This window comes from Tianweitania sediminis, from assembly GCF_017813335.1.
Lineage (GTDB): Bacteria > Pseudomonadota > Alphaproteobacteria > Rhizobiales > Rhizobiaceae > Tianweitania > Tianweitania sediminis.
The window spans coordinates 111,973-126,845 of sequence record NZ_JAGIYY010000007.1; the positions used below are offsets into that span (position 1 = coordinate 111,973).

15 protein-coding genes and 1 pseudogene are annotated in these 14,873 nt (G+C 60.8%); 12 read left to right on the forward strand and 4 right to left on the reverse strand.

Annotated features, from left to right (window positions below; all coding sequences use genetic code 11):
- Positions 1–18: 18 nt before the first annotated feature.
- The 10 genes and pseudogenes from J5Y06_RS17315 to J5Y06_RS17360 form a co-directional block, all read left to right on the forward strand.
- Positions 19–714 (forward strand): VirB8 family type IV secretion system protein, encoded by a 696-nt coding sequence (locus J5Y06_RS17315; protein WP_209336443.1) that lies wholly within the window; start codon positions 19–21, stop codon positions 712–714.
- Positions 711–1,520: a TrbG/VirB9 family P-type conjugative transfer protein gene (locus J5Y06_RS17320; RefSeq protein WP_209336444.1), complete on the forward strand. Its 810-nt coding sequence runs from the start codon at positions 711–713 to the stop codon at positions 1,518–1,520. Before J5Y06_RS17315 ends, J5Y06_RS17320 begins: the two co-directional genes overlap by 4 nt.
- On the forward strand, positions 1,520–2,740 hold the full coding sequence (virB10, locus tag J5Y06_RS17325) for a type IV secretion system protein VirB10 (RefSeq protein ID WP_209336445.1): 1,221 nt from the start codon (positions 1,520–1,522) through the stop codon (positions 2,738–2,740). The genes J5Y06_RS17320 and virB10 overlap by 1 nt, the downstream gene beginning before the upstream one ends.
- The gene (gene virB11, locus J5Y06_RS17330) at positions 2,721–3,752 is read left to right on the forward strand and encodes a P-type DNA transfer ATPase VirB11 (protein ID WP_209336446.1); all 1,032 of its coding nucleotides are present in this window, start codon (positions 2,721–2,723) and stop codon (positions 3,750–3,752) included. The genes virB10 and virB11 overlap by 20 nt, the downstream gene beginning before the upstream one ends.
- A complete protein-coding gene (locus tag J5Y06_RS17335) occupies positions 3,749–5,779 on the forward strand; it encodes a type IV secretory system conjugative DNA transfer family protein (protein ID WP_209336447.1) in 2,031 nt (676 codons plus the stop codon). The genes virB11 and J5Y06_RS17335 overlap by 4 nt, the downstream gene beginning before the upstream one ends.
- Before the next feature lie 791 nt (positions 5,780–6,570).
- Positions 6,571–7,902, forward strand: a complete 1,332-nt coding sequence (locus J5Y06_RS17340) for an APC family permease (RefSeq protein WP_209336448.1) — start codon at positions 6,571–6,573, stop codon at positions 7,900–7,902.
- Positions 7,903–8,559: 657 nt separating this feature from the next.
- The gene (locus J5Y06_RS17345) at positions 8,560–9,171 is read left to right on the forward strand and encodes an SCO family protein (protein ID WP_209336449.1); all 612 of its coding nucleotides are present in this window, start codon (positions 8,560–8,562) and stop codon (positions 9,169–9,171) included.
- 119 nt (positions 9,172–9,290) lie between these two features.
- Entirely contained in the window at positions 9,291–10,487 is a 1,197-nt protein-coding gene (locus J5Y06_RS17350) for an FAD-dependent oxidoreductase (protein WP_245248022.1), read from the forward strand.
- 7 nt (positions 10,488–10,494) lie between these two features.
- Positions 10,495–10,635, forward strand: a complete 141-nt coding sequence (locus J5Y06_RS17355; protein WP_209336451.1) for a YbaN family protein — start codon at positions 10,495–10,497, stop codon at positions 10,633–10,635.
- A pseudogene (locus J5Y06_RS17360) lies at positions 10,628–10,964 on the forward strand (Ros/MucR family transcriptional regulator); the annotation flags it as partial. The gene J5Y06_RS17355 and the pseudogene J5Y06_RS17360, both read left to right, overlap by 8 nt.
- Here J5Y06_RS17360 and J5Y06_RS23125 read toward each other — a convergent pair.
- Positions 10,937–11,122: a hypothetical protein gene (locus J5Y06_RS23125; protein WP_245248067.1), complete on the reverse strand. Its 186-nt coding sequence runs from the start codon at positions 11,120–11,122 to the stop codon at positions 10,937–10,939. The pseudogene J5Y06_RS17360 and the gene J5Y06_RS23125 sit on opposite strands and share 28 nt — an antisense overlap.
- Positions 11,123–11,438: 316 nt before the next feature.
- On the opposite strand from J5Y06_RS23125, the gene J5Y06_RS17365 reads away from it, so the two are divergent.
- Positions 11,439–11,675, forward strand: coding sequence for a helix-turn-helix domain-containing protein (locus J5Y06_RS17365; RefSeq protein WP_342453446.1), 237 nt, complete (start codon positions 11,439–11,441; stop codon positions 11,673–11,675).
- Positions 11,599–12,027 carry a helix-turn-helix domain-containing protein gene (locus tag J5Y06_RS17370; protein WP_280819213.1) on the forward strand — a complete coding sequence of 143 codons (429 nt, stop codon included), beginning with the start codon at positions 11,599–11,601 and terminating at the stop codon, positions 12,025–12,027. The genes J5Y06_RS17365 and J5Y06_RS17370 overlap by 77 nt, the downstream gene beginning before the upstream one ends.
- Before the next feature lie 28 nt (positions 12,028–12,055).
- Here J5Y06_RS17370 and J5Y06_RS17375 read toward each other — a convergent pair whose 3' ends face one another.
- The 3 genes from J5Y06_RS17375 to J5Y06_RS17385 form a co-directional block, all read right to left on the reverse strand.
- On the reverse strand, positions 12,056–12,265 hold the full coding sequence (locus J5Y06_RS17375; protein WP_209336454.1) for a hypothetical protein: 210 nt from the start codon (positions 12,263–12,265) through the stop codon (positions 12,056–12,058).
- A 120-nt stretch (positions 12,266–12,385) separates the two neighbouring features.
- On the reverse strand, positions 12,386–14,614 hold the full coding sequence (locus J5Y06_RS17380) for a hypothetical protein (protein ID WP_209336455.1): 2,229 nt from the start codon (positions 14,612–14,614) through the stop codon (positions 12,386–12,388).
- A 26-nt stretch (positions 14,615–14,640) separates the two neighbouring features.
- Positions 14,641–14,868 (reverse strand): hypothetical protein, encoded by a 228-nt coding sequence (locus J5Y06_RS17385; RefSeq protein WP_209336456.1) that lies wholly within the window; start codon positions 14,866–14,868, stop codon positions 14,641–14,643.
- Positions 14,869–14,873: the final 5 nt, after the last annotated feature.

The following is a 14,873-nucleotide window of genomic DNA, read 5'->3' on the forward strand; positions in this document are numbered from 1 at the left end:
GACAAGATAAGGGCAGGGATGGCAGACAAGTCCGAAACCGCTCTGCGGTCTTATTTCCAGCAGGGCGACATCTGGGAACAGGAGATCATCAAGCGGGCGAAGCGTTCGGCGCGCGTCGCTTGGTTCTTCTCGATCGTCTTTGCCGGGATTGCCCTGCTCAGCCTGCTTGCCGTGGTGCTGATGCTGCCGCTGAAGAGTTTCGAGCCCTATGTCGTTACCGTCGACCAGACCACGGGCTACATCGAGGTAAAGTCGGGCCTGACGCGGCCCGCCAACCTTACCGAGCAGCAGGCGATCACCCAGGCGAACGTCGTGCGCTACATCCGCGCTCGCGAAGGCTACGATCCATACGCCATCACCGAGAATTTCGGCATCGCGGCGCTGCTGTCCGCAGACGAAGCGGCCCGCGAGTTGCAGAGCCTGTTCAGCTCGGCGAACGCCCAGAACCCCACCAAGGTCTATGGGCGACTAAAGCGGGTCCTGGTCGACATCAAATCCGTCACCTTTCCCAACACCAGCACCGCGATCGTCAGGTTCTCCACCAACGAACGCAGCGATACGGAATCGATCGTCCGCCATTGGATCTCCGTCGTCCGTTTCCGCTACACCGACACGCCGACCCGCAACGAATGGCGCTTCGAGAACCCGCTCGGCTTCCAGGTTTATTCCTATCGGCGCGACCAGGAGACCGTTACGCCAGGGGACGGCCGATGAGGAAAAGCGCGTTTGCCGCCGCCTTTGTGCTCGTCGGATTCCTAGGGCCAGGGCATGCGGCCCAGACGCCCAAGGGCGGTTCTCTCGATTCGCGCGTGACCAGCGTCACCTATCAGGAAAACAACGTCGTCCAGGTCTTCGCCACCTATGGCATCTCGACGATGATCATCTTCGACGAGGAAGAAAAATTCGAGACGATCTCGCTGGGCGACACCGAGAGCTGGCAGGTCGTGCCGGCCGAGAAGGGCAATATCCTCTTCGTCAAGCCGATCGCCAGGGACGTGACGACCAATATGAATGTCGTCACCGACAAGCGCATCTACTATCTCGAACTGCACGATTTCGCACCCGAGGCAGGGCGCAAGGTCTTCGGGATCCGCTTCCAATACCCCGAAAAGAACCTCAACGCCGCATTACGGCAGGAGGCGGAGCAGCGTGCTGCCTGGCCGAACATCTCCGGTATCGACAAGGCCAACGTCAATATCGACTATTCCTTCTCAGGAGACGCACGTTTGAAGCCGCTGATGGTCTTCGATGACGGCAACAAGACCTTCTTCAAGTTCGACCGTCGGGTTCCCGCGATCTTCGCCGTCAACTCGGACTTCTCCGAAACGCTCCGAAATTTCAGGAGGGAAGGGGAGTACCTCGTTGTTGACGGCACGGCGACGCAATTCACGCTACGCGACGGCGATCAGTGGATCTGCATCTTCAATCTGAGAAAGCCGGATTTCGCCGCACCCGACCCTGCAATTCTGGGACCGGTTGAGGACGACCTAGCCAAACGCCGGCGTCGGAGCGGAAACTGATGAAGCGTACGCCCGAACTCGAGGCCCTCGGTCAGGCTGACGATCCCGTCATTGCCGACAACGCCGTTCGGAGGAAACAGCTCGTCGGCGGCGCTATTCTCGTCCTCCTCGGTCTGGTTGCCGGTTACATGGTTCTCGCCAGCAGGCAGCCGCCGGTCCGCGACATGCTCGACGGAGACGAGGAGTTCACCACCACAACCTTCCGTCCCCCATCCTTCGTGCGCGAGGGTGAGCCGGAACCAGAACCGCCCGCGCCTGAAATCGTCCAGATACCACCCCCTCCTCCGCCACCACCTGCCACCGAAGAGGTCGACACGACCGAGTTCGAGGTGCCGCCCCCGCCGGTGCCGGGCGCGACACCACCACCGCCTGGGGCGGTTGAGACGCCACCGGAGGAATTCCCCGCTCGTTTCCGGTCGAACCTCGTCGTAATCGACAATCCGGCATCAGGCGGGCCGGGGGGTCTCTCGGGTGGCGAGGGCGAGGGGCTCACCGTCGCCGGTGAAGACCGTAGCAGCAGGTTCTTGGCCGCGGCGTCGAGCATTGGCGACCGCAGCTCCAAAGCTCGGAAGATCGAGCGCATCGACGCCCTTGTTCCCGAGGGCACGCTGATACCCGGTATCCTGGAGACGGCCATCGTCAGTGATCTGCCAGGACAGGTGAGGGCGATCGTGTCGCAGGACGTCTATTCCTTCGACGGTCGGCGCATCCTCGTTCCCACTGGTACAAGGCTCATCGGCGAGTACCAGTCCGAAATCACGCGCGGCCAGACGCGAATTTTTGTGGTCTGGACCCGCATGCTGCGCGATGACGGCGTCTCGGTGCGGCTGAACTCGATCGGAGCCGATAGTCTCGGCCGTGCCGGCCTGGCTGGACGCGTCGACAAGAAGTTCCGTGAACGGTTCGGCGCGGCCATCCTGCTTTCGGTCGTCGGCGCTGGCGCGAGCTACCTGACAGGATACGGTAGCCAGACGGCGAGCGGTGACAACGACGATGCGCAGAACGCTGAGGAACTCGCCCGCGAAACTCTCGCCCAGACTTTTTCCGATATGGCCAATCAGGCGTTGGGGGATTCCCTGCGTATCCCACCCACGATCAGCGTCAGCCAGGGCACACGCATCTTCGTCTTCGTGCGGCAGGACCTCGACTTCTCCGCCATGTACGAGGATCCCGTCACCGAAGCACTTAGGGAGATCCGGCGTGAACGCGGCCTCCCCTGAACTTGCCTCCGACAATCGGCACTACTTTCTCTATCGGGCGCTAGCTCCGCTGAAGCCGTTCCTCGAGGACAGTGAGGTTGTCGAGATCTCGGTCAATCGGCCGGGACAGATCTACGTCGAACGACTGGGCTGCGCCCATATGGAGTGCCATGAGAGTTCGGTGCTCACTACTGCAGAGATCATCAATATCGGAGAGCGTGTGGCGGCGAGCACCAACCAGTTCGTCAGCCCGGCCAATCCGATCCTCAGCGCGGCACTGCCGACAGGCGAGCGCATCCAAGTCGTCCTGCCACCGGCCGCGCCGGAGGGCGGCACACTGTCCATCCGCAAGCAGGTCATCAGCAATTTCACCCTGGAAGACTATCGCGACCAAGGGGCGCTCGACCAGGTGACGGTTGCTGTCGGCGGGCTCAGCGAGACCGAGCAGATGTTGATCGATCAGCTCGCGTCCCGGGATATCTATGGTTTCATCCGCACTGCGATCGTCAATCGCGTCTCGATCCTGATCAGCGGCGGCACCTCCAGCGGAAAGACGACGTTTCTGAACGCCTGTCTCAAGTCAGTTGATCCGGCTGAGCGCATTATTACGCTGGAAGACACACGCGAGCTCTTTCCACCCCAGAAGAACGCAGTCCATCTGTTGGCATCACGCGGCGACCAGGGAACGGCCAGCGTCACGATACAGTCCTTGCTCGAGGCATCGTTGCGCATGCGACCGGATCGTCTCTTCGTCGGCGAGGTAAGGGGAGCTGAGGCCTTCGCCTTCTTGCGCGCGATCAATACCGGTCACCCGGGGTCCATGTCGACGGTCCACGCCGACACGCCCCTCGGCGCCTATGAGCAGCTCGCCATGATGGTCATGCAGTCTGGCTTGTCGGCCGCCTATCCCAAGGTCGACCTCATCTCCTATATCCAGAGTGTCATCCCGATCGTCGTACAGCTGCGCAGGGAAGGGGGCCGCCGCGGCGTGTCGGAAATCTTCTTCGCGCGGGAACGGATGGGCGCGCCATGACCGGGTCGCTGCGCATCTTCTATCTCGGTTTTTGCCTGGCCGTTGCCTTCGCCGTCTGGTTGCTGGCCTACGGTCTCGGACTGCAACTGCTTTATGGTGACGGCCGGATCCTGCAGGCCACCATCACCACGAACCCATTCGCCCCGTTTCAACAACTCGTCGCCTATGGCGACAGTGGCATCCTTCGTGTCGTGGCGCTTGGAGCGCTGCTGCCTGCCGCCCTCGTCGCTGGCATCGTCGCCTATGCAGGCCTTCGGGCAAATACGAGCCCCCTCGGCGATGCCCATTTCCAGAGTGCAATGTCGCTTCGACGAGACGGCTGGTTCAAGAAAAAGGGAAAAATCCTTGGCCGGTTCGGGCGGCAGGTCCTTCGCGTCAACGACGATCGGCATCACCTCATCATCGGGCCGACACGTTCGGGGAAAGGGGCGTGCTACGTCGTTCCCAATGCGCTTTCCCACGAAGGTTCGATGATCGTCACCGACCTCAAGGGAGAGATCTTCCGCAGCACCGCCGGTTACCGGAAATCGAAGGGCAGCCAGGTCTTTCTGTTCGCGCCGGGATCGGAGAGGTCGCATCGCTACAATCCCCTCGACTTCATCCGCATGGATCGCGGCGACCGCACCACCGACATCCAGAATATTGCCGCGATCCTCGTTCCGGAAGTGACAGAGTCTGAGAATTCGATCTGGCAGGCCACCGCCCAGCAGGTGATCGCCGGCGCGATCAGCTACATCAACGAAAGCATCTACTATGAGGGACATCGCACCCTCGGTGAGGTGACCTCCTTTTTCAACAGCGGCGTGAATCTTCAGGCAATGATGACGCTGATCAAAGAGCGTGAGCCTTACCTGTCCCGGTTCACCGTCGAAAGCTTCAACGCCTATATCGCCTTGTCAGAACGCGCCGCCGCATCCGCGCTGCTCGACATCCAGAAAGCTCTGCGGCCATTCCGCAATGAACGCGTGGTCGCGGCGACGTCGGTCACCGACATGGACCTGCGTGCGCTGAAGCATCGTCCGATCTCTATCTACCTCGCTCCCAACGTCACCGACATCACCCTTCTGCGGCCGCTGCTGGCGCTGTTCGTGCAGCAAACGCTCGATACGCTCATGCTGGAGCACTCGGAGCGTTCGGTTCCCGTGTACTTCCTGCTCGACGAATTCCGGCAGCTGAAGAAAATGACCGAGATCACGACAAAGCTGCCCTATGTGGCCGGCTACAATGTGAAGATGGCCTTCGTAGTCCAGGATCTGAAGAACCTGGACGAAATCTATGGCGAGACCTCCCGCCATTCATTGATGGGCAACTGCGGCTATCAACTCGTCCTCGGCGCCAATGACCAGGTGACAGCGGAAGCTATCTCGAAGGGACTGGGCAAGCGTACCGTCCGCTACAAGACCGAATCCCGCACGATCGAGCTGATGGGCCTGCATCGTCGCACCAAGGTAGAGCAACTTCGTGAGCGTGACCTGATGATGCCGCAGGAGGTCCGGCAAATGTCAGGCGACAAGATGATCATTCTCGCTGAAGGGCAGGGGCCGGTGTTCGCGGACAAGCTGCGGTTCTTCCGGACGATGCCGTTCAAGGAGATGGAGAGATTTTCGAGGAGTCATTTGCCCGACGTGCCGGCGACCGAGTTCCTCCCACCGCGACCGGTACCGGCAATCACCTTGGGCTATTTAGGCGAGGCCGACGACACCCGAGCGTCGGAAGAGCCGACGAAGAGCGCACAGACAAAGAAAGTCTCTATTCGAGGTTTGGAGACCGATAGCGGGGTGCAGCGAAAAAGGCCTGCCAAGCGGAGAGCGGAGAGCGACATTGGCGAAGCGCATCCTACTCCAGCCGCAAGGACATCTCCCGATTCCATTGAGGCCCGCTTCGTCCCGGCGGCGCGCAAGCTGCGTACGCTTGTTCACGCACGGGCCAAAGCGGCCAAGACCAGTGTCAGGGACATCGATTGGTCCCGGATATTCGATGAAACCGTGCCCGACGCGATGGAGATCGTGGAGGCTGGCGCCGGCTAAGGGGTGTAGCCCTCTCGAAATGGACCATGAGCGCCGGGCCGACAAGAGTTGAGGAGGGACAGATGCGAACGATGACGCGTCAGCGAATTCGAAGCGTATGAGAAGCGTGTCGAGGACGTTCAGACCAGGATCGACAACTCGATCAACGAGGCGGACTTGGAAGATTTCGGGGAAGTGGCCGCGGCGGCTGGAAATCACGGAGCAACAGGCTGCCGGCGAGCACGCTCAATTCAAACAGGATGTGCGATCTGCTGAGGTAGTCGCCACATACCGTGCGCAGACGGCCGAAGCCGGGAACGGCCATCGGTGGCTGGGGTCCTGCTGCCGAATATTGGACCGAGGAATTTTCTGAGGCCGCTTGGTCGAGATTTGATCCGTTGCGCGCTGATCTGCTTGGAACTGGAGCGATTTGGCGCCCGGAGGAAAATCCTGGAATCGAAACGCTTGTTGCGGAGGTGGCAAGCGCAGCGGGAAAGCCCGCCTCCGGCAGGACTGCCCGTTCATCCGAGCGGGCAGCTGAAGCGACATATCAGGATTTGTCCAAGGACGATGCTGTCGCTCGATATAGGGAGACACCGTCGCCATGGGAGAGGCCTTGCTGGAACGGCTGCTGGAAGCCGGCCGCGAGATGCGCGATTCTAAAGCCCCCGTCTAATCGGAGCTTGAATCTCCACTAGGTGGAGGTTGTACGCTTGAAAGGGCGTTGCCGCTGTGCATTGAAATTTGTGAAGCAACCAGAAATTGGCACATCAACTGAAAAGGCAGGAGATGGTTGCGGTGGTTCTATTCGAATGACTACGAACAATGCCGATCTCAATGGGGGGCTCGCCAAGTCACTCGGGCTGGTGCGGTTGTGTCTCTATGGTGTCGGAACCATCATCGGTGCCGGGATTTACTCCGTAATTGGGCCTGCGGCAGCCGCGGCTGGCGATAGCATTTGGCTAAGCTTCCTAGTTGCCGCAGTCATTTCCGCATTTTCAGGCCTCTCTTATGCCGAGATCGCCTCGGCGCTGCCGGGTGCTGGTGCAGAGCACAATTTCCTGCGAAAGACCTTTCCTGCCATTCCTGCCCTGGCCTTCACCGTAGGACTGTTCATCGCAGTGCATGGCGCCGCCACCTTGGCAACCGTGGCGCTAACCTTCGGCAACTATGCACAACCGTTCCTGCCGTTCTCCGCGGTCATCGTCGCGCTGACACTCATGGGCGTTGCGACGGCAGTCAATGTCGCCGGGATAGGAAAGGCTTCGTTCGTCAGCGCGGGTCTCACGATAGTCCAGGTCGCGTGTTTGATCGGGTTTGCAGCAATCGCGATTTCATCTGGCAACCGGGGCCTTCCCGACATCACAGCCTGGTCAGACAATCTCGACGGTATGCTCCAAGGTGCTGCCATACTCTTCTTCATCTACTCCGGCTATGAACATATGGCCTCCCTATCCGAAGAAGCGAAGCGTCCAGACCGTGACCTGTGGCGTGCCTTCATGATCGCCCTCGTCGCCACTACAGTCATCTATCTGCTTGTCATTCTGGGTGTGCTGAGTCTGGTCAACGCCGACAGCCTCGCTCGCTCCGAGTCCCCACTAGCGGATGCTGCGAGGCAGTTGGGTGGTTCGTTCGGCATAATAATTGTCGCCGCGGCTTTGATGGCGACAGCCAACGCAGTGCTGAGCGCATCGCTCTCCGGAAGCCGATTGCTGTTCGGGATGGCTCGAGATGGTGACCTGCCAAGACTACTTGCGCGGACGCGAGGGACCAATAAAAGTCCGTGGGTAGGCGCGCTTGCGTTTCTGGCTGTGGCATGCGGTTTCGCTGCCGTCGGCGAGATCGAGTTCGTCGCGAGCCTTTCCTCGCTCGGTGTCACGCTCGTATTCGCCGCAATCAACAGCGCCGTCATCGTGCTCCGCTATACCCAACCGAACCTCGCTCGGCCATTTCGGCTGCCGTCAATCGGAAACATCCCTCCGACAGCGGTGCTTGGCATTGTTACGTCGCTGCTGCTGGCTGCGCAATACGACTGGGCCGTCTACACGACTTTCGCCGCCGTGTTCCTGGTTGGTGCGATTCCCTACGTGTTTATCCGGCGGAGCCAACGGCTACCCAAACGTACGGATGCTCGTCAGCAATGATAGTGCGACAGTGGGCGACCGCGACAATCACTCCCTTTCCAAAGGGATTGTCCGGACTGACAATCCCTTCACACTGCCAGACCATGGAATCTGGGTGAGGAGACGGATTTGTCGCAGTGACAAAAGCCGCGCCCAAGATAATGAATCTGCTATGCGCAGTCTCGGGAAGCGGCGAGCTACAGGGATAGCGGGCTTCGTCCTGCCATTTCTGCTTGCTTACGTCTTCTTGCTGCAGGGACTGGCAGCTGCCTATGCCCGGACACTGATGGCGACCGACCAGTTCGGTCCGAACTTTGTTATTTGCTCGCCTTCCGGCAAGACCGAACAGCCCCTCGATTCTCCGCTCGAGCGCATAGCTGGAAAGTGTTGTTCTGCTCTTTGCGAGGCCGCCAGCACCGTTGGACCTTTGATCGAGCCCACCCGCTGGGCGGTGGATCTCGTCTTTCCGTTGGTGCTCAGCGCAAAGCTGTTCCAACTCGGGATGCAGCAGGCGCCTCCGCGTGAACCCGGTGTCATCCCTGAACCTCGCGGCCCTCCAAGCCTCTCCCTCTGACAGCCACCTCGTCGGGGCACACGCACGCGCGCGTCCCCGACGCAGAACAAATCGATGGAGAGATATCAAATGCTTAAATCTATTCGCCCCGCAGGCGGCAACTGATGAATGGCCGCACGATAGGACTTCTGGCGGCTGCCATCCTTGCTCTGCTGCTGACCGTGGTAGGCTTTACCATCGTCACTGGGTCCAATCAGGTTGGCCCAGGACAGCCTCGCAGCACCGGGGTCGCTACCGTTGGTGGTCCGTTCACGTTGACGGCAACCGACGGGAAGACGGTGACGGAGAAGGATCTTCTGGGGAAACCGAGCGCAATATTCTTCGGCTTCACCTTTTGCCCGGAGGTTTGTCCGACGACATTGTTCGAACTGACCGCGCTCGCTGAGCAACTTGGTTCGGATGCGGACAAGCTAAATTTCGTGTTTATCTCGGTCGACCCGGAACGTGACGGTCCAGAGGAGATGAAGCAGTACATATCCGCTTTCGACAACCGGATTATTGGGCTGACGGGTACCGTTGAGCAAATCGACGCTGCCGCAAAGGCATTCAAAATCTACTACGCGAAGGTCCCGCTTGAGAATGGCGACTATACCATGGACCACACCGCATCGGTGTTGCTCATGGATGGGCAGGGCAAATTTTTCGGCACAATGGCCTATGAAGAAGCGGCGGATGTGATGCTGGCCAAATTGAAACGGCTCGTGAACGAAGGCTGACGCTCGCAGGACTCACATTCAGGACAGTTCATGCCCATCGTCCAGGTACATCCCGGCAAGTTCGGACCCACCCGGCAGGCGATCGCGGTATCACTCAGCCGTAGAACCGAAGGATGCGCATGTTGAAACAGGATTGCATTATCGTGGGAGCCGGACCTGCCGGCCTGATGCTGGCGCTCTTGCTTGCCCGCGCGGGAGTCAACGTCACCGTCATCGAGAAGCACGACGACTTCCTGCGCGATTTCCGCGGCGACACCATCCATCCCTCGACACTCGAGGTCATGGACCAGCTCGGCTATCTCGACGAATTTCTGGCGCTGCCGCACCAGAAGGCCCCTGCGCTTCACGCCGAGATCGGCGGCAGGACGGCGACGATCGCCGACTTCTCGCGTCTGCCGACGCGCTGCAAATATATCGCCTTCATGCCGCAATGGGATTTTCTCGACTTCATCGCCGGCAAGGCGAGCGCCTTGCCCGGCTTCCGGCTGCAGATGGGCACGACGGCCACCGGCCTAGCCGAACGGGATGGCGTAGTTCACGGCGTCATCGTCCGGGGCGCCGATGGTACGGAACACGACATCCAGTCTTCGCTAGTGGTAGGCGCGGACGGCCGAGATTCCGACGTGCGCCGATTGGCAGGCCTTCAGGTCGAGGATTTGGGATCTTCGGTCGACGTTCTCTGGATGAAGCTGTCGCGTCGTGCCGCTGATCCGGCGCAGCCGATGAGCCATGCCGGCCCCAACCAAGGGCTGGTGATGATCGATCGCGGCGATTTCTGGCAGATCGGCTACGTGATCGCCAAGGGGAGCTACAGGCAGGTCAAGCAGGACGGCATCGCTGCGTTGCGTGCCAAGCTCGCTTCCGTCGCCCCTCTCCCTTCCGAGCGTTTCGACGAGCTAGCGGGCTGGGAGCAGGTGCATCTGCTGAAGGTTCGGATGGATAGGCTCAGGCAGTGGTGGAAGCCCGGCGTGTTGTGCATCGGCGATGCGGCGCACGCCATGTCGCCGATCGGCGGCGTCGGCGTGAACCTCGCCATTCAGGACGCGATCGCGGCCGCCAACATCCTCGCGGGACCACTCCGGGGAGACACGTTGACGGACGCGCATCTGCGCGCCGTCCAGAAACGCAGGAGCTTCCCGACCAAGGCGACGCAGAAGGTTCAGCTCATGATGCGGCGCAAGCGCAAGCCGCAGGGCGGACAGCCTTCCTCCGGACCGCCGGCCTTCATGCGCTTCATCGCCCGCTCGCGGCTCTTGCCGCATCTGACAGGCCGATTGATCGGCATCGGTTTCCGGCCGGAGGCGATCAGGCTGTGAAACGATCGTGATCGACAGGTCCGACCTGCACGGCGACCCTGTCCTGCGCGGCGTCTATCTCGCCGCCGGCCTGCTGTTCGTGGCGCTCGGCTTGATTGGCGCCTCAAGGCCGGTCCTGCCGACCAAGCTCTTTCTGAGCAGCGCTTGAGCGTGTCCGCGGCGGCTTGGCCGAATCTGCGCCCGAGCCTGCCAAGCCTGCGGTTTCGATCAGGAAATCGATCACCGACGACTTCATCATCTGTCTCGGAGACGGAAAGAAGTTCAAGTCGCTGAGCAGCGTCTGCCTACCCGTTACGGGCTGACCCCGGGCGAATATCGGGCCGAATGGGGCCTGGACGCGCAGGTGGCGCCGATCTATGCCGCCGCCCGTTCCGCATTGGCCAAGACCATGGGCTCGGTCGCAAGCCGAAGCAACCGGAGCCGCCGGCTCCGGCGCCACCGCCGGCGAATCATAGCCGCAGGAAGGCGACCGCCTGACCCAATAGAGCCTGGTCTTGTGGTCGTGCGGCAGCCCCTTCTTCAACGGCCGGGCACAGAGATGGCCGCACGCTGAAGGCTCTTTCCTTGCTGGCCTTGACATGCCCGACGATGATGGCGGCCGGATCGATCGGCTTGGCCGGAGCCGCCCAGTTCATGGCTAACACTCAGCCTCACGCTCCAACGAGTGCCTACACCCTCGACTCCTGAACCCTGAAACAACCAATCAATCTGGAATCTGACAACCTAATCATCTCATCTCCCGACTACGACAGAGATCGCTGCTCAACGTTTTGTCCGCCTCTCCAGGTCAAAGGACCTGGAACGAGTTCGCGAAACCCAGCACCAGTTCGTGAAACCTGGAGCGCTGACAAACAGGCGGCTAACTCTGGATTTCTCTTAAACACGCATTATACTGCGTCGCTGTTTACTGCGTATTCTGTTCCGTCTTCGGTTATGAAGCTGAGGACGGTGGTGGCGCAGAACCTGCGGCGGATGCGCCACATCAAAGGGATGTCGCAGGAGGAATTGGCTGCGCAAGCGGGCCTGTATCGCACCTATGTCGGCCGCCTGGAGCGTGAAGTTCATTCTCCGACCGTCGACATGCTGGAGAAGTTGGCTGAGATTCTCGATATTGCCCCGACCGACTTCTTCATCGACCCACCTCCGCCGATCCCGGAGGCGCCCGCGCGGAAACGAAAACGGTCCTGATCCTGTTGACGTTCTCGTCGGACACCGACTGCGAACCCGCCGCCAATCTCTAGGTTTGAGCCAGAGGAAATTGGGAGAGACTCTGGGCGTCACCTTTCAGCAGATTCAGAAGTATGAGCGCGGCATGAATCGCATTGCGGTCACGACGCTTGTACGTGCGGCCGCGGTTCTCGACGCACCGCTGTCCTTCTTCCTGGAAGGCATAGGGCCGCAGCGACAGGAACCCGAGCGACCAACGCTGTATGGACGCGACGCCAGGCTGGCCCAGGCGCTTGCTGGAATCGAGGATCGGAGGGTTCGTGCCGCGGTCAGGACGTTGGTGCGCGCTCTGTCCACAGAGCGACAACCGTAGCAGCAGGAAGCAGCCCGCGAACGTTCAGCTAGGTTCGCAAAATCGACCAGCCCGATGCATCGATCACAACGACGTCGCCCGCAGCAAAGCGATCATTATTAAGCGCGGACTGCGATACGGATTTTCCGTGCTCGATCTTTTGCCAATGGCCTGCTCGAGGGCGCGCGATTTCGGCGCCGTCACACGCCTTGGCCACTAGTTGGCTGCGGACGCCGAATTGCCCGGCAATATCGGTCATCGGCTTGGACCAAACGAGCTTGTAGAGCTCCTCCCTGGTAGGTCTCATCTCTTCCCCGTCCGGAATAGACCAAAGGGCGGCAGTAATTCCGGCATGGGCGTTCTCCCAGCTGGCCGGTGCCTACCGTTCGCGAGCATCGCGTTCTCGATCTCGCCGCTCCTGAAGCTCCAGCTCGATCTGGCGGAGGCGAGGCATCCGCTGCTGAGGCGGATCTGCCCGATACTCGTCGTTCGACCTGGCGGCGGCGTGCCCGGTCCGGTCAGACTGCCTGGGAACACCCTGCGCATCGTCACCGCGAGCCAACTGTGCTTCCTCGCGGCGTCGGCTCTCCATGTGAATCTCGTTGTTGAGGTCGGGCATGACATTTCTCGCTTCCATCATGTAGGAATTGCTGTCCAGCGCCTCCCTGGCCGCGCGCTGGAGCAGCGCGTCATGCCGGCTCTCGGCCTCATCCAGTTTCGCGACCCGCGCATCGTATTCTGCCTGGTTGCTCCCATAGTTCGGGGAACCTGACTGACGCTCCTCCCGGACCTGGTAGAGATCGCGAACGGCGCCGGCGGCATCGTCGATCTGTGCGAATAGCTCCTTCGCCGAGTGGACCGCGTCCTCGCCATGACGCTCGGCGGAATGATCGTCCCGAAAGCGCAGGTTCGGATAGCGAACCTGACGGCTTTGGACCTCATCGCGAATAGCTACATGCAAATTCTCTTCGCTCTTTGAGAGCTCGTAGAGATACGTGTTTCCATCGAGTGCGGCCCGTGCATAGCGCGTCATCACGCCCTCATATTGCTCCAGCGTATCGCGATACACCGCTCCTACGACATCGCGATATTCATCGGTTGTCCGTTCCCGAACGATGCTCCACCCTGCTCGGCTGACCTCGTTAGTGGCGTAGGAGAATGCGGCATCGGCTACATCAAGATCTGCCAGGATCTTGTTGCCTTCGCGCACGGCCTGCTCGCCATGACGCGTGATGGCCTCGGCGAAGCTATTGTCCGGCGAGAGGGCGGCCGCCATATTCGCATAGCCGAGCAGAGCTTTCTCGTGAGGCGAACTGCCGTCATTCTCCCTCCTGGCAAATGGCTCTCGCGCTGTTCGAAGCGCCTGTTCCAGCTGCCCGAATTCAGCCCAGGCCGTCTCGGATGTCCCGCTGGCACGACCGTGGGCTGTGTCGCCCGATTCCCCTTTGACGAGATCCGATTTGAACTTTGCGAGGCCAAGCTCGTAAGCGCCCAACATCTCCGCGTCGCCTCTGGCGACATCCGGTACAGGCAGACCATCCCTGCCGGCGATCAGGGATGCGTCCCGCTTTTCGAGGTGGGCGATGCGGTCGTGAAGGACCTGATCCTTCTCCGCAGCCTCGCGCAGATATTGGTTTGCCTTGTTCACGGTCAGCACGGCCGCCTTCCATAGGGCACTATCCAGCTGACTTTGATGTTTTTCGAGCTGGATCTGGTGCTTCATCGCCTTCAGCTCGGAAAGTTCGCCAGCAGGAGCGGTGGGGGCCAAGTCGCGAGCCGCGGCGATCTCGACCAGCAGTTCCTGCGCCTTGGCGCGGGCAAGGTCCCGAGATGCTGTGGCGTCGTCCCGCTGCTCATCCAGCGCTTTCACCGGCTCCCCATGAGGACCCTCGGCTTCCTGTGAAGCCATACGGTCGGCCGACTCTCGCAGTCCTCGATCGATCCACTCGTTCAGTTGCGGATCGCCTTCGGCATAGTCACGGATGTGCTGGTTGCCGTTCAGCGCGAGCTCCACGCCCTTACTCAGAGCCATCGCAAGATCTTCGTCGACGAGGTCGGTGTCGTTCATCTCCCGCCTGGCGTCATCGACCACCTGACGCGCCGTCGCGAGCTCGTCGATGACTTGCCTCGCCTCCGCCACATGGATCGCCTCACGAAGTTCCGGCCAACGATCAGCGTCGTCGCGCAGCGATTGGTTGCCTGAAGCTGCGAGTTCGCCTGCGATCCTGATGGCATCGGCCTCTTCCCGTTCAAGCGCGGCTGTGTCCCGATCCTCGCGTCGGGCAAATTCGAGTTCCTGGGAAATGTCCATCAACAGGGTGTAGGTGCCATGAGCTATCGCAGCATCGTGCACGCCGAACCTTGCCGCCTGCTCCTCGCTGACCAGATAATATTCCGGCGTGATGCCACGCCTCTCCGCTTCCTCCAGCTGCTTGCGTTCCGACAGCTCGACATGCTCGCGACGAATGCCGATCACCTCACGCGCGGCGGCCGCGATTTCCTCGAAGCTCGCCCGCTCGGATTCGTCCAGCGACCGCTCCATGCTGGAAAGGGCGCTTTCGACGCGTCTTTCGTAAGCTTCGAACTCGGGCCGGGTCATCTGTTGCATCGAACGGTCCACGATCCAGGCGTGTGTTATCCCATCAGGCCGAGGAACCAGTCCCTGATCGGAATGAGCCAGCTTTCGACAGTGCCATAGGCGCTGACGAGCCAGGTCTCGATCGTGCGCAACTGCGGCCCGAAATAGATCAGCGGGCCGACGACGACGAACGCCAGCAGCAGGAACGTCGAGATGGGATCGGGGCCTTTGTCGTCCGAACCATCCGGCGGGGGAAGCGGGTTTATGTCCCAAGGGCGTTTCATCGGTC

What these genes read in the sequence shown, in the direction of transcription:
- J5Y06_RS17315 (WP_209336443.1), top strand. Translation starts at nt 19, where the DNA reads ATGGCAGACAAGTCCGAAACCGCTCTGCGGTCTTATTTCCAGCAGGGC.
- J5Y06_RS17320 (WP_209336444.1), top strand. Translation starts at nt 711, where the DNA reads ATGAGGAAAAGCGCGTTTGCCGCCGCCTTTGTGCTCGTCGGATTCCTA.
- virB10 (WP_209336445.1), top strand. Translation starts at nt 1,520, where the DNA reads ATGAAGCGTACGCCCGAACTCGAGGCCCTCGGTCAGGCTGACGATCCC.
- J5Y06_RS17335 (WP_209336447.1), top strand. Translation starts at nt 3,749, where the DNA reads ATGACCGGGTCGCTGCGCATCTTCTATCTCGGTTTTTGCCTGGCCGTT.
- J5Y06_RS17340 (WP_209336448.1), top strand. Translation starts at nt 6,571, where the DNA reads ATGACTACGAACAATGCCGATCTCAATGGGGGGCTCGCCAAGTCACTC.
- J5Y06_RS17345 (WP_209336449.1), top strand. Translation starts at nt 8,560, where the DNA reads ATGAATGGCCGCACGATAGGACTTCTGGCGGCTGCCATCCTTGCTCTG.
- J5Y06_RS17350 (WP_245248022.1), top strand. Translation starts at nt 9,291, where the DNA reads ATGTTGAAACAGGATTGCATTATCGTGGGAGCCGGACCTGCCGGCCTG.
- J5Y06_RS23125 (WP_245248067.1), bottom strand. Translation starts at nt 11,122, where the DNA reads ATGAACTGGGCGGCTCCGGCCAAGCCGATCGATCCGGCCGCCATCATC.
- J5Y06_RS17375 (WP_209336454.1), bottom strand. Translation starts at nt 12,265, where the DNA reads ATGACCGATATTGCCGGGCAATTCGGCGTCCGCAGCCAACTAGTGGCC.
- J5Y06_RS17380 (WP_209336455.1), bottom strand. Translation starts at nt 14,614, where the DNA reads ATGCAACAGATGACCCGGCCCGAGTTCGAAGCTTACGAAAGACGCGTC.
- J5Y06_RS17385 (WP_209336456.1), bottom strand. Translation starts at nt 14,868, where the DNA reads ATGAAACGCCCTTGGGACATAAACCCGCTTCCCCCGCCGGATGGTTCG.